This is a genomic window from Streptomyces sp. Tue6028 (assembly GCF_002300165.1).
Lineage (GTDB): Bacteria > Actinomycetota > Actinomycetes > Streptomycetales > Streptomycetaceae > Streptomyces > Streptomyces siamensis.
The window spans coordinates 44337-58690 of sequence record NZ_MLCE01000016.1; the positions used below are offsets into that span (position 1 = coordinate 44337).

General features: G+C 73.9%; 10 protein-coding genes. 8 read left to right on the plus strand and 2 right to left on the minus strand.

The genetic code is table 11. From position 1 onward, the window contains the following. Nucleotides 1–47 precede the first annotated feature (47 nt). The 4 genes from BKI49_RS14690 to BKI49_RS14705 all read left to right on the plus strand — a co-directional run bounded on the left by BKI49_RS14690 (nt 48) and on the right by BKI49_RS14705 (nt 7481). The gene (locus tag BKI49_RS14690) at nt 48–2216 is read left to right on the plus strand and encodes a bifunctional glycosyltransferase/CDP-glycerol:glycerophosphate glycerophosphotransferase (protein ID WP_095934719.1); all 2169 of its coding nucleotides are present in this window, start codon (nt 48–50) and stop codon (nt 2214–2216) included. A gap of 1 nt (nt 2217) precedes the next feature. Then, complete coding sequence (locus BKI49_RS14695; RefSeq protein WP_095934720.1) at nt 2218–4431, plus strand: bifunctional glycosyltransferase/CDP-glycerol:glycerophosphate glycerophosphotransferase; 2214 nt, start codon at nt 2218–2220, stop codon at nt 4429–4431. Beyond that, nucleotides 4428–5711 (plus strand): hypothetical protein, encoded by a 1284-nt coding sequence (locus BKI49_RS14700; RefSeq protein ID WP_373557550.1) that lies wholly within the window; start codon nt 4428–4430, stop codon nt 5709–5711. Before BKI49_RS14695 ends, BKI49_RS14700 begins: the two co-directional genes overlap by 4 nt. A 159-nt stretch (nt 5712–5870) precedes the next feature. Next, entirely contained in the window at nt 5871–7481 is a 1611-nt protein-coding gene (locus tag BKI49_RS14705) for a hypothetical protein (RefSeq protein ID WP_095934721.1), read from the plus strand. A gap of 22 nt (nt 7482–7503) precedes the next feature. Here the strand turns inward: BKI49_RS14705 and BKI49_RS14710 are convergent, their stop codons facing one another. Further along, complete coding sequence (locus BKI49_RS14710; protein WP_095934762.1) at nt 7504–7917, minus strand: organic hydroperoxide resistance protein; 414 nt, start codon at nt 7915–7917, stop codon at nt 7504–7506. 124 nt (nt 7918–8041) lie between these two features. Here BKI49_RS14710 and BKI49_RS14715 point away from each other — a divergent pair, with 124 nt between their 5' ends. Continuing rightward, nucleotides 8042–8539 (plus strand): MarR family winged helix-turn-helix transcriptional regulator, encoded by a 498-nt coding sequence (locus BKI49_RS14715; RefSeq protein ID WP_095934722.1) that lies wholly within the window; start codon nt 8042–8044, stop codon nt 8537–8539. A 4-nt stretch (nt 8540–8543) separates the two neighbouring features. Here the strand turns inward: BKI49_RS14715 and BKI49_RS14720 are convergent, their stop codons facing one another. Beyond that, nucleotides 8544–10178, minus strand: a complete 1635-nt coding sequence (locus BKI49_RS14720) for a glycosyltransferase family 39 protein (protein ID WP_257004790.1) — start codon at nt 10176–10178, stop codon at nt 8544–8546. Between the two features lie 93 nt (nt 10179–10271). Between BKI49_RS14720 and BKI49_RS14725 the strand changes: the two genes are divergently transcribed. From BKI49_RS14725 to galE, 3 genes are read left to right on the plus strand one after another with little or no spacing between them, the layout of a single operon-like run. Continuing rightward, on the plus strand, nt 10272–11636 hold the full coding sequence (locus tag BKI49_RS14725) for a glycosyltransferase 87 family protein (RefSeq protein ID WP_095934723.1): 1365 nt from the start codon (nt 10272–10274) through the stop codon (nt 11634–11636). 37 nt (nt 11637–11673) lie between these two features. Beyond that, on the plus strand, nt 11674–13269 hold the full coding sequence (locus tag BKI49_RS14730) for a glycosyltransferase family 2 protein (protein ID WP_095934724.1): 1596 nt from the start codon (nt 11674–11676) through the stop codon (nt 13267–13269). Nucleotides 13270–13324: 55 nt separating this feature from the next. Further along, nucleotides 13325–14305: a UDP-glucose 4-epimerase GalE gene (gene galE, locus BKI49_RS14735; protein WP_095934725.1), complete on the plus strand. Its 981-nt coding sequence runs from the start codon at nt 13325–13327 to the stop codon at nt 14303–14305. Nucleotides 14306–14354: the final 49 nt, after the last annotated feature.

The following is a 14354-nucleotide window of genomic DNA, read 5'->3' on the forward strand; positions in this document are numbered from 1 at the left end:
CCCGGGCGTTGAGAACCGATCCCGGCGCCCCTGAGAGAAAGAGCAGAATGCCCCGCTTCAGCGTCATCGTGCCCACCCATGGAGTCGCCGGACGCCTGTCCCAGGCCCTGGACTCGGTCCTCACCCAGTCCTTCGGCGACGTCGAGCTGATCCCGGTCTGCGACGCGCCCCGGTCCCCGGCGGGCGAGGTCGCCGCCTCCTACGCCGCGCGGGACGGCCGGGTCTCACCGGTCCACTCGCCGCCGTCGGGCGGGCTGAGCGCGGCACGCAACGCCGGGATGGCGGTCGCGACCGGCACGTATCTGCTCTTCCTCGACGGCGACGACGTCCTGGTGCCGGGCGCGCTGGCGGTCCTGGACGCCGGACTGCGCGACGACGGCGACGCGGACGTCCTCTGCTTCGCGCACGAGCGGGTGCACTGGTGGGAGGGCGAGTCGAGCGTCCCGCCACTCGACAAGGGCCCGCACGTCATCGGCGTGCACGTCCCGGCGTGGAGCGCGGCCTACCGGCGGGGCTTCCTCCAGGAGCAGGACCTCACCTTTCCCGACGGGCACTTCACGGACGCCGGCTGGGGCGGCCTGGTGGCCCTGGCGGGCGGGCGGACGGCGGTCCTGCGCTCGGTGTGCGTGCGGCATCACCTGCGGCGCCAAGGCAGCCGCGTCAACGCGCCGGGTGAGCACCAGCTCGATCTCCTCGACCAAGTGGAGCTGGTGCTCACCCGTGCTTCCGCCCGGACCGCGGCGGTGCCCGCGGCCGTGTCGCAGGCACTGTTCGGCGGGCTGTTCGCCCTGGTGCTGAAGTCGGCCGCCCATCCGGCACGGGTGCCCGCGCGCCGCCGCCGGGCCTTCTTCCGCCGCGCCGGCCGGCTCTACCGGCGCCACCGCCCGGACGGCTTCCGGCCGCCCGAGGGCAGTCTCGGGGTGCAGCACCGGCTCCTCGCGGCCGGCGCGTACGGCGCGTTCCGGGCGCTGCGGGGCGCCAACCAGGGGGCGGCGCGGGCGATGCAGCGGTTGCCGCGACCGCGCGGCCTGCGCACCCGTGTCCGCTACGCGGCGCAGTTGCGCCGCCCGCTCGACGAGAACCTCGCCGTGTACTGCGCGTACTGGGGCCGCGGCTACGCCTGCAACCCTGCCGCGATCCATGCCAAGGCCCGCGAACTCGCCCCGCACATCCGCTCGGTGTTCCTCGTCGAGCCCGACGCGGTGGACGCGCTGCCGCCCGGCGTCGACCACGCGGTGATCGGCAGCCACCGGTCCTGGGAGCTGCTGGCCCGCGCCAAGTACCTGGTGAACAACGCCAACTTCGCGGACGCCGTCGTCAAGCGCCCCGGCAGCGTGCACGTGCAGACCCAGCACGGGACGCCGCTGAAGAAGATGGGGGTCGACCAGTCGACGTACCCGGTGGTGGCCGCGGCGACCGGCAGCTTCACCAAGCTGCTGAACCGGGTGGACCGCTGGGACTACAACCTCTCCTCCAACCGTCACTCCACGCAGATGTGGGAGCGGGCCTTCCCGGGCACGTACGAGGCGCTGGAGTACGGCTATCCGCGCAACGACGTCTACTACACGGCGACCGCCGAGGACGTGGCCCGGGTACGCCGGTCCCTCGGCGTCCCCGAGGGCGCGACGGCCCTGCTGTACGCGCCCACGCACCGCGACTACAGCACCGGCTTCGAGTCCCGCCTGGACCTGGAGGCCTTCTGCGAGCAGCTCGGCGACGAGTTCGTCGTCCTGCTGCGCGCCCACTACTTCTATGACGCGGGCACCGCGCGCGGCAGCGGCCGGATCATCGACGTGACCGGGCACCGGTCCTCGGAGGACGTCTGTCTGGCCGCCGACGCTCTGATCACGGACTACTCGTCGATCATGTTCGACTACGCCAACCTCGACCGGCCGATCGTCGTGTACGCGGACGACTGGGAGGTCTACCGGGAGACGCGGGGCGTCTACTTCGACCTGCTCCAGGCGCCCCCGGGGCCGGTGGCGCGCACCCCTGGGGAGCTGGCCCGGGTCTTCGGCGACGGCATCTGGTCGGACGCGGTCTCGACAGCCCTGCGGGCCCGGTTCCGTGAGCGCTTCTGCCAGTTCGACGACGGAAGGGCCGCCGAACGGGTCGTCCGCAGAGTGCTGCTGGGCGAGTCGCGGGAGGCGATCCCGCCCGTCGTGCCGCTCGCCGAGCGCATCCCGGCCCCCGCCGCGACCCTGGTTAGGAGCTGACGTGCCCCGCTTCAGCATCATCGTCCCCGTCTTCAAGGTGCAGGGCTTCCTGCGCGAGTGCCTCGACTCGGTCCTGGAGCAGTCGTACACCGACCTGGAGGTCGTCGCGGTGGACGACTGCTCGCCGGACGGCTGCGGCGCCATCCTCGACGAGTACGCGGCCCTCGACCCGCGCGTCCGGGTGCTGCACCTGCCCGAGAACGTGGGGCTCGGCCGGGCCAGGAACGCCGGCATGCCGCACGCCACCGGCGACTTCCTGTTCTTCCTGGACAGCGACGACACGCTCACGCCGGGCGCGCTGCGCGCCATCGCCGACCGTCTCGACGAGACCGCCGACCCGGACGTGCTGGTCTTCGACTACGCCCGCACCTACTGGTGGGGAGGCACCCGCAGGAACGTGCTCGCCCGGCTGCTCACGACGGAAGGCACCTTCACCGCCGCCGAGCAGCCCGAGATCCTCGACCTGCTGATGGTGGTGTGGAACAAGGTCTACCGGCGGGAGTTCGTCGAACGCGAGGGCTTCGCCTTCCCGCCCGGCTACTACGAGGACACGCCGTGGACGTTCCCGGTGATGCTCAGCGCGGGGCGGATCGCCACGCTGGACCGGATCTGTCTGGCCTACCGCCAGCGCCGCCAGGGCAACATCCTGTCCACCACGAGCCGCAAGCACTTCGACATCCACGACCAGTACCATCGGGTCTTCGCGTTCGTCGACTCCCGTCCCGAGCTCGCCGGGTGGCGCCCCTACCTCCACCACAAGATGGGCGAGCACTGTCTCGACATCCTCTCCAAGCCGGACCGGCTCCCGGAGTCCGACAAACGGGAGTTCTTCCGGCTGACGGCGGCGCTGTTCCGCACCTTCCGCACGGGTCCCGTACCCGCCGAACTGCGCGTCCTGGAGGGCGGCTACGGGCGCTACCGGGTCCGGCGGGAGGCGGGGCGGGCGGTCCGTGAGCTCGGGCGTCGCGGCGCACAGGCACGCAAGGCCGCCGCGACGCGGGCCGGGCGGAGCTGGTCGGCCGTCCACGAGCACCGGCCGCTGGACCCGGATCTGGCGGTGTACTCGGCGTTCTCGCACCGGGGTGTGCTCGGCGACCCGGCGGCCGTGTACCGCGCGGCGCGCGAACTCGCCCCGCACATCCGGGGGGTGTGGGTGGTGCGCGACGAACAGCAGGCGGCACTGCTGCCCCCGGACGTCGAGCATGTGCTGCTCGACTCGCTGCGCTACCGCCGGATCACCGCGCGGGCCACGTACTTCGTCAACAACGTCAACTGGCCCGGCGCGCTGGCCAAGCGCCCCGGCAGCGTCCATATCCACACCCACCAGGGCACCCCGCTCAAGCACATGGCGGCCGATCTGCTCGACAAGCCGGGCGCCCGGCACGGCATCGACGTGCCGCAGATGCTGCGCCGCGCCGACCGCTGGGACTACAGCCTGGTCGCCAACCGCCACTCCGAACTGGTCTGGGACCGCGCCTACCCCTGCCACTTCGCCTCGCTGCGCACCGGCAGTCCGCGCAACGACGTCCTGGTGCGCGCCCGGTCCGGGGACGGCACGGCGGCTGCCGCGGTCCGCGCCCGCCTCGGCATCCCGGACGGCCGGCAGGTGGTGCTGTACGCGCCGACGCGCCGTGACTACGTCCGGGGCGGCCACGCGGACCGGCTCGACCTGGCCCGCTTCGCCGACGACCTCGGCGACGGCCGCACGCTCGTCGTACGGCTGCATCCGTCGCTCACGGACGGCCCGGCGCGCGGGATGGGGCTGTCGGAGCTGCACCGGCGCGGCGTCGTCGTCGACGCGACGGACGAGCCGCACGTCGAGGACCTGATGCTCGCCTCCGACGTCCTGATCACGGACTACTCGGCCCTCATGTTCGACTACGCCAACCTGGACCGGCCGATCGTCGTGTACGCGGACGACTGGGGCGCCTATGCGGCGAGCCGGGGCGCGTACTTCGACATCACCGCCGACGCGCCCGGCCATGTGGCGGGCTCCTACCGGGAACTGGCGAGGCTGTTCGACTCCCAGGCGTGGCGGGACGACGAGTCGGCACGGCTGCGGGCCGGATTCCGGGCGCGGTTCTGCGAGTTCGACGACGGGCTGGCCGCCGAGCGGGTGGTGCGGACGCTGATGCTCGGCGAGCGGCCCGGCGAGCCGGCCTCGGTCGTCACGGTGCCCGCGCAGGCGGCGCACGACGCCGTCACCGCCTCGTGAGGCCGCGCTCGCCCCGGTTCTGGGTGCTCGTCCTGGCCACCGTGTTCGCGCTGCTCCAGCTCGCCAACGTCACCGGCCGGGACACCCCCGACACCAAGAACTACCTCTCGTACGCGCTGAGTCTGCGCGGCGAGAGCAAGCACGACGCCGCGGCGGCCACGATCGACTACGCCTGTGCGGGCAAGGTGGCGATCGCGCACCGCAACCACGACGTGGACGTGATCCGCTTCCACGCCGCCAGCCCTGACGCGCGGGTGCTGGCGGAGTGCCGGCGCGACCAGTGGCGGGGGGTGTCGAAGCGGCTGGCGGCCGGGGAGACGGCCGGGCACACCGTGCCGTTCATGCCGCCCCGGTTCATGCGGATCTTCGAGGTGCGGCCGGGCTATCCGGTGCTGCTGGTGCCGTTCATCACGGTGCTGGGGGTGACGTGGGGGCTGTGGGCGTCGGCTGTCGTCATCACGGTCGCCGGGGGCGTCCTCGCCTTCCTCGTGCTGCGCAGCCTGCGCGCCTCCACCGTGACGGCGCTGACCGGGCAGGCCCTGTTCTACGTCCTTCCGTGCGGCACGACGGCCATGCGCCCGATGACGGAGGGGCTGTTGCTGACGCTGACCCTCGCCGCCCTGTGGGGCTGCGCGCTGGTGCTGGAGGGCCGGGAGCGGGCCGGGACCTGGCTCGTCGGGGCGGCTCTGGCGCTGCTGTTCACGGTGAAGCACTCGCAGGCGCTGTTCCTCGGCCTGTGCCTCGCGGGTGGATGCGCGCTGCTCTGCGTGCGCCGGCGGCGGTGGTCGGGCCCGCTGCGGACGCTCGCGGTGGTCGGCGGGTGCGGGGCGGCGGCCACGGTCCTGCTGGCGAGGGTGCTGCACTACCCGTCCGAGACCGAGAGCCTCCAGGATCTGCTGACGAACCACTTCGCGCGTCCCGACCGCGTCCGGGTGTGGCCGGAGTTCTTCCATCTGCAGTTCAACTTCTGGCTGGAGTGGCTGCGCCGCCAGTTGTGGGAGCCGCTGCTGCCGGCGGCGCTGGCGGCCGCCGCGTGGGGCGTGCTGCGTCGGCGTCCGGCCTTCGGCGTCCTCGTGCTGGCGGCGGCGTTCACCGGGGTCCTCAACCAGGCCGGGCACCCCGACATCAACATCTGGGGCGACCGGCTGATCGTGCTGGTGTGGCTGCTGCCGGTGGTGGGACTGCCGCTGCTCCTGGAGGAGGCCGTAGGGCCGCGGTTGCGGGCGGCGGGCGCCACCGTGCCGGGACCGCTGCGCAGGGACACCGAGGTCGCTCGATGAGGTGAATCCCGGCTAGCGCGTTGACCTTCGCGGGAATATACGGCAAATGCCGCAACCCGCCCTGGTCCGCCCGCCCTCCCGCGCCCGCGTCCGCCCGCGGGACCGCACCCGGCCCCGCCCGCTCCCCGGGCGGGTCCCGGCACCGGCGGGGCGGCTCCGGTGAGCGCCGACGTCCTCGTCCGGCGGGTCGCGCACGGCGCGACCGCGCTGCGCGGCGGATCCTCCTGGCGGCCCACCCCGTACCAGCTGTTCGGCGGTCTGTTCTTCCTGGTGATGACGCTGGCGTACTGGCGCGTCCCGCTGTGCTGCGACGCCGGCCAGCACGCGGCCGTCGTCGAACGCCTCAAGGCGCACCTGCTCAGCCCTCGGCATCCGATGGCGGACCTGCCCGGCGAGGGCAGTCCGTACTACTCGCCGTACGCCGTGGCACAGGGGGCCTTCGCCCGGCTGACCGGGCTGGGCGGCTGGGCGGTGGTACGGCTGTCGGGGCCCTTCAACCTGCTCGTGCTGCTGACGGGCATCGGCCGGTTCGTCCGTGTCCTGACGCCCCGCCCGTGGGCGCCGGTGCTGGGGCTGGGCGCGATGGTGCTGCTGTGGGGCACCGAACGGGCCTGGTGGAGCGGCTATCTCGGACTGATGTCGATGACGGGCAACCTGGGCTACCCGTCGACGTTCGCCATCGGACTGGCCTTCTGGGCCTGGGCGCTGACGGGCGCGCGCGCCGGGGGGACCGGCGGCCCCGTCCGCTACGTCGGGCCGAGCGGACTCGGCAGCGCCTCCGGATACGCGGGGGTCGGCGCCCTGTACGGGCTGATCGTGCTCGTGCACCCGATCACGTCGATCGCGGCCGTGCTCGGCGCGGTCGCGTTCGTGGCGGGATGGTGGCGTGGGGCGGGGACCGGCGCCGGACCGGCGGCGTGGAGCACGGCGGCGGTCGCGGGCCGCTGGCTGCTGGCCGGTGCGGCGGCCCTGCTGGTCGCCGCCTGCTGGCCGTACTTCGACGTCTTCGCGCTGGCCGGCGACCGCAGCGTGGACGCGATGCACGAGCGGCTCTACGAAGGGATGCCCGGGCACTTCTGGCTCGCGCTGACCGGGGTTCCCGCGCTGTGGCTGCGGGCGCGACGGGCCGAACGGGAGGCGGGGCACCGGTGGCGTGACCCGCTGGTGCTGATGTTCGCGCTGGAGTGCCTGGCGGTGGCGTACGGCTGGGTCAGCGGGCACTACACGTACGGCAGGATCCTCGGGCTGACGCTGGTGCCGCTCCAGTTCGCGCTCGGGGTGGAGCTGGCGGCGCCGCGGCCGTGGCCCCGGTGGCGGCGCGGCCTCGGTCTGGTGGCGACGGCGGGGGCGTGCGCCGGTTTCCTCACCGTGCAGGCCGGCGCGGTCGTGCCGCCCGCGCTCGACCCGGTCGGCTTCGACCAGCCGCCGCGGTGGCCGACGTACGCCTGGGCGGCGCGGCACATCGAGCCCGGCGAGGCGGTCATCACCGACGGGTACTACGCCGTCCATCTGATCTCGGGCTACGGACCGGACCTCGCCGCGCCCGCCTGGCCCGACCCCGCCCTGGACGAGGGCGAGCGGCTGCGGCGGCTCGCGGCGGTCCGTTCCTATCTCGACCCGGCGTCGACCCGGGCCGAACGCACCGCCGTCGCCCGCCGGTACCACGTCCGCTGGCTGCTGCTGACGCGCTGGCGGAAGGTCCCCGAGGAGGCGACGGTGGTGGCGTGGAGCCGGGAGACGGGCGAGGTGCTGGCCCGGGTGGGGCCCTGAGCCGTCACAGCCGGCCGGGCGACTACTCGACGACGAGGTTGACGTCGATGTTGCCGCGGGTGGCGTTGGAGTAGGGGCAGACCTGGTGGGCCTGCTCGACGAGCTTGCGGCCGGCGGCCTGGTCCACGGTGTCGGGCAGCTCGACGCGGAGTGTCACCTTCAGACCGAAGCCCTCGCCCTGCTTGCCGATGCCGACCTCGCCGGTCACCGCGGCCTCGCTGACGTCGACCTTCGCCGCGCGGCCGACGAGGCCGAGGGCGCTGGCGAAGCAGGCGGCGTAGCCGGCGGCGAACAGCTGCTCCGGGTTGGTGCCCTGCCCGTTGCCGCCCAGCTCCACCGGCGGGGCCAGCTGGACGTCCAGCTTGCCGTCGGAGCTGACGGCGCGGCCCTCACGGCCGTGGGTGGCGGTGGCGACAGCGGTGTAGAGCGCGTCCATGGAGACCATCTCTCTCAAGTCGGGGGCTTGCCGGGGCGGCCGGTCCGACCGCCTTGCGAGCACTATTAGAGCACGCAATTCAGTTGTGCACAACTCAATGGCTCGCCAAGGCTATCCTTGACCCATGACCGCCACGCCCGCCCCGAGCCCCGAGGACACGTCCGACGACGCCTTCCTCCGCCTCGACGAGCAGATCTGCTTCTCCCTGAACGCCGCCTCGCGCGCCTTCGGCGGCGTCTACCGCGTCCTCCTGAAGGACCTCGGACTCACCTACCCCCAGTACCTGGTGATGCTGGTGCTGTGGGAACACGGCGAGCAGCCCGTGAAGAAGCTCGGCGAGCACCTGCGGCTGGACTCCGGGACACTGTCGCCGCTCCTCAAGCGCCTGGAGACGGCCGGTCTCGTACGGCGCGAGCGCAGCGCCCGCGACGAACGCTCCGTGCATGTCCACCTCACCGACGAGGGCGCCGCGCTGCGCGAGCGCGCCCGGGTGGTGCCGCGCCGGATCGCCGCGGCGACGGGCGCCGGCCTGGAGGAGATCCGTGAACTGCGGGCCCGCCTGGACCGGCTGACCGCGGCCCTGGACAGCGCGGCGCTGGAGGAGACCCCGGGCTGCGACTGAGCCGTCAGCCGGCCGGCGGGGTCCTACGCGCGTACAGCCGCAGTGTCACGCCCTCCCGCACCACCTGCTCCCGAGGCACGAACTCCTCGTCGACCACGGCGAGTTTGACCCGCTCGGTCGCGCTGCGCGGGTACCAGGACGGGCTCAGCGCGAAGGGCTCGGCCACCATCCACACCCGGTCGATCCGGTCCAGCCGGCGGCGCAGCTCCTCCGGCCCCGCCTCCTGTCCGTACAGCGTCCCGGACACCGGGCCCGGCACCCTCAGGGCGACGTCGCGCACCCCGCGGAACCCCCGCGGGTACGCCAGTGCCGAGCGCCGCACGATCGACGGCAGGTACAGCACCGGGTCTCCCGGGCGCAGCGCGCGCCGGGCGGCGGCGGAGACGGCGGCGAGATCGTCGGCGCCGTGATGCTCGGGCGTGCGGTCCCGGCGCATCAGGGGCAGTTGGACGGCAAAGGCGAGGGCGACGGTCAGCACACCGGTCAGCGTGACGGCCGTGGCACCGGCGGGCCGGGGACGCGGGCGCCGCCGCACCCCCGCCAGGAGCCGCGCGCCCCTCGCCGCGGACAAGGACCTGAGCCCGGCGTCGACACGACCCCTCGTGCGGGCGCGCACCCCGGCTCCGACCCGTGCCCCGGCGATCAGCGTCGCCGCGCGTTCCACCCCTGCCGCGGCGAGCAGGGGCGCCCCGGCGAGGGCGTACAGCACGTACCGCTCGTCGTAGAGCGGCCAGGCGCACGAGACCGTCATCAGCACGGCCGGCGGGACCACCGTCAGGGGCAGGGCCACCGCGGGGAGCGAGAGCCCGCCGCACCGGAGCCGTGACGGCCGCACGGCGAGGGCGACGAGGAGCAGGTACGGGACGGCCACCGGCAGCGCCGGGCCCACGAACGCCCCGAGCAGACGCCCCACGCTGCCCGGACCGGGCGGCGTCAGCCAGGCGACCTGCGCGGACTGCCCCCGCGAGACGAGGACGAGCGGCACCAGCGCCACGACCGCGGCACCGGCCGCGCACGCCCACCGCGACCACACCCGCGCCGGCACCCGGGCCAGCGCCAGCGTGCCCGCGTGCGCCAGCAGCACGAGCGCCGCCAGCTCGTGCAGCAGGCAGGTGACGGCCACCGTCCCGCCGTACACCGCCCACCAGCCGCCCGCCCGCCGGGTCCGTGCCGCCCGGACCAGCAGCAGGGTCGCCCCCACCGCCCCGGCCGCGACGAGCGCGTACGACCGGCCCTCCTGGGCGTAGTGCCCGGTCATCGGCGTGACGGCGTACAGCAGTCCCGCCCAGAGGCCGACGCGCGGGCGGCACAGCCGGACGCCGAGCGCGGCGACGCCACCCGCGGCCGCCGCCGCACCGCAGACGGAGGGCAGGCGCAGGGCGAACTCGCCGGGGTGCACGGCGAGGACAGGGTGCATGAGGAGGTAGTACAGGCCGTGCACCGCGTCGACGGTGTGCAGCAGGTGCCAGATCTGCGGCACCGAGCGCTGCGCGACCTGGAAGGTCACCGCCTCGTCGCGCCACATCCCGCCGCGGTCGAGCCCCCAGAGCCCGACCGCGGTCATGACGAGCACGGGCAGCAGGACGGCCACCGCTTCCGGACGTCCGCCTCCGGCACGCCTCAGCCACGCACAGACCATGCGCCCAAGTTTTTACTATTAACCAACCTATGCGAGGTATTGACGGCGTATCAACTTACCTGAGGCATTCACGCGGCTTACGATCCGGGCTTGATGAGCACCTTGAAGAGCCTCAGGAAGAGCCCCCGGTACCTGAAGGGCGCACCGGACGGACAGAGCCGGCCGGACCGGGGGAACAGCCCGCGCGGGCGCCGCCCATGGGCCGTCGCCGCCGCCTGGCTGGCGACCCGCGCCCTGATGGTGTGGCTGCTCGCGCACGACCACCTCGCACCGCTCGGCCGGAGCGGCGTCTCGCGCGAGGTGCGCCACCTGTACTTCGGCTGGTACGGCGTCCTGAAACAGGGCGCGTTCCCGTCGGGCGACCACCTGTGGCAGTACCCGCCGGGCGCCGGCCCGGTGCTGCTCGCACCCGCCCTGCTGCCGGCGCTGACGTACTTCACGGCCTTCGTGACGCTCACGCTCGCGACGGACGCGGTGATCACATGGACCCTCACGCGCGCGGGGCTCCGGCCCGGCCGCAGTCTGCGCGGCGCCGCCCTGTGGGTGCTGGCCCTCCCGCTCCTGCTGCATCTGCCGCTGGCCCGGTACGACGTCCAGGTCACCGCCTTCGCCGTCCTCTCCCTGCTCTCACTGACCCGCTCCCCGCGCGCGTGCGGCGCGTTCGCCGCGCTGGGCGCCCTGGTGAAGGTCTGGCCCGCGCTGGCGCTCGTCGGCACGCCGCGCGGCCGCACCACCCGGGAGGCGTGGACGTCGGCGGCGGTCGCCGCGGTCGCGCTGCTCGCCCTCCTCGCCGCCCTCTTCCGCAACTCCTTCGACTTCCTGCGCCAGCAGGGCGGCCGGGGCGTGCAGATCGAGTCGCTCGGCGGAACGGTGCTGGGCCTGGCGCGCCACGCCGGATGGCCGGGCAGGGCGCGCTACCGGTACGGCGCGATGGAGTTCGTGGGCCCGTACGTCGCCGAGGTCGCCGCGGTCTCGCTGGCCCTCACCGTCGCCGCGTTCGGGCTCCTGCTGCTGTGGCGGGTGCGGGCGCGGCACTGGACGACGGCGACACCGTACGACGCGGCGCTCGCCGCCGTGCTGCTGTTCACGGTGACGAGCCGGGTGATCAGCCCCCAGTACATGGTGTGGCTGCTGGGCCTGTCGGCCGTGTGCCTGACCTCGCGGCACACCACGCAACGACCGGTCGTGGCCCTGCTGGTGACCGCCACGGCGGTCAGCTCGGTGATCTATCCGGCCCTGTACGGCGAGGTGGTCCACAGCACCTGGACGGGCTGCGCGCTGATGGTCGTGCGCAACGGCCTGCTGGTGACGGCGGCGGGCCTCTCACTGGTGCGGCTGTGGCGACCGGGCCCCGTCGCGGCCCTGCCGGACCCGGCGGCCTCGTACCGGCATGCCGGTACCGCCGGAGGAACTCCCCTGGCCTTCCGCGCAGGACATCGAGCACCCTTTAACGGATAATTGCCCGAAACCCCTACGATTCGGGCCTCTGGATCCCATGAAACCTCAGCAGTCGCAGGTCAGCGTGGTCGTCATCGGGTACAACGACGCCGCCCACGTCGCGGACGCGGTGCGCTCGGCGCTCGCGCAGGGCCCGGCCGTCCACGAGGTGCTCGCCGTGGACGACTGCTCGACGGACGGCAGCCGGGCCCTGCTCGACGGCCTCGCCGCGGACGAGCCACGCCTGAGGGTGATCGGCCGTACGGCCAACAGCGGCGGCTGCGGCACCCCGCGCAACGACGGGATCGACGCCGCGACCGCCCCGTACGTGATGTTCCTGGACAGCGACGACGTGCTGCCGCCCGGCGCGGTGGACGCGCTGCTCTCGGCGGCGGACGGGCAGCACACCGAGGTCGCGGCCGGGCTGTGCGTACGGCGCGAGCTGCCCTCGGGCCGCGAGACCCCCTGGGAGCGCGCCCTCTACGCGAGGCCCGCCCTCGTCCCCCACCCCGCGCGCCGCGCCCGCCTGGTGCACGACACGCTCTGCGTCAACAAGCTCTACCGCACCGATTTCCTGCACGAGCACGGCATCCGCTTCCCCGAGGGCCGCTTCCGCTACGAGGACTTCGTGTTCGGCGCGCGCGTCCTGGCCGCGGGACCGCGCATCGCCCTCGTCCCCGACACGGTCTACGTCTGGCACGTACGACGCGACGCCGATCACCTGTCCATCTCCCTCGACCGCGCGGACATCGGCAACTGGCGGGCGCGGACCGAGGCCAACCGGGCCGCCCACGAGATCCTCCTCGGCGCGGGCGAGAAGGGGCTGGCGCGGGCCGTGCACGCCAAGTTCCTCGACCACGAACTGCGGATGTACACACGCGAGCTGGAGCTGCGCGCGCCCGAGTACCGCCGCGCGTGGTGGGGCCTCACGCGCGCGTACCTGGCGACCTTCGACGCGGCCGACCTCACGGTGAACCCGACCGCCCCGGGCCGCCTGGTCGCCCGGGTGGTACTGGCCTCCCCCGTCCCCCGCGACCTGCCCCGTCTCACGGAGCTGGCGGCCCGCCCGGCCCGGCTGCTCCCGCCGTACGCCCGCTCCGGCGACGCCACGCCCGTCTGGTCGGACGACCTGCCCCGCATCACGCTGGACCACTTCCTGGTGCGCCCCGCCCATCTGCTGCCCGCCGCCGTGGACGCGGAACTGCGGCCGCGCGCGCGTGGCACCCGACTGCGGCTGCGGCTGCACGAGCTGTACGGGCGGCTGGCCGAGGCCGGTCCGGCCTCGATGGACGTGGAGTTCGTGCACCGGGACGACGGGCGGGTGGGCCTGCGCCGCCAGGTCCTTCTGCGGCCCGACCGGTACGGCGACCTGTGGTCGGCCGAGACGCCGGTGGACCTGTCCGTGCTCGGCGCGGGCACCTGGGACCTGCGGCTGAGGCTCCGCTTCCGCGACGGCTCCGCCCGGGACGTCACGGCGCACGCGGTCGCCGGGCGCGGTCTGCTGCGCCGCCGCGCCGTCCCGGACGCCCGTCACGGCGTACTGCTGGTGCAGCCGTACCGCACGCACTCCGGCGCGCTGGCGTTGCGCACAGCGCCCGGATGGAGAGGAATGACCGAAGTGGCGCGTCGCCGCCTCCGCCGACTGCTTCACTGATACGCGACCGAACGACCCGTGCAGCACCGGGCTCACTGACGAGGGGACGGCCCACATGACCTGGCTGATCACCGGCGGCGCCGGCTACATCGGGGCGCACGTCGTCCGCGCCATGCTGGAGGCGGACGAGCGGGCGGTGGTCTACGACGACCTGTCGACCGGCATCCCGGAGCGCGTGCCGTCCGACGTGCCGGTGGTGATCGGCTCGACGCTGGACGCCGAGACGCTGGCGAGGACCATCAGGGAGCACTCCGTCACCGGTGTCGTCCATCTGGCCGCGAAGAAGCAGGTCGGCGAGTCGGTGGACCTCCCCCTGCACTACTACCGGGAGAACGTCGAGGGTCTGCGCGTCCTGCTGTCCGCCGTGACCGACGCACAGGTCCCCTCCTTCGTCTTCTCGTCCTCGGCCGCCGTGTACGGCATGCCGGACGTGGACCTGGTGCGCGAGGAGACGCCGTGCGCGCCGATGAGCCCGTACGGCGAGACCAAGCTCGCGGGCGAGTGGCTGGTGCGCGCGACGGGCCGTGCCACCGGCCTGGCCACGGCCTCCCTGCGGTACTTCAACGTGGCGGGCGCGGCGACACCGGAGCTGGCCGACACGGGCGTCTTCAACCTGATCCCCATGGTCTTCGAGAAGCTCACGGAGAACGCGCCGCCGCGCATCTTCGGCGACGACTACCCCACCCCCGACGGGACGTGCGTGCGCGACTACATCCATGTGGTCGACCTGGCCGAGGCCCACGTGGCCGCGGCCCGCGCCCTCCAGGCGTCCCCCGGCCGCGACATGACCCTCAACATCGGCCGCGGCGAGGGCGTTTCGGTCCGCGAGATGATCGACCGCATCAACGCCCTCACGGGCTACGACCGCCCACCGGTGACCACCCCCCGCCGGCCCGGCGACCCGGCGCGCGTCGTCGCCTCCGCCGACCGCATCGCCATCGAGCTCGGCTGGAAGGCGAAGTACGACGTCCAGGACATGATCACCTCGGCGTGGGCGGGCTGGGTGCGCCTGCACCCGGAGGCCAGCCGGTCCTGACCGCGCACGCCGGTCCTGACCGCCCGCACCGGGCCCGGCCGCCAGGGGG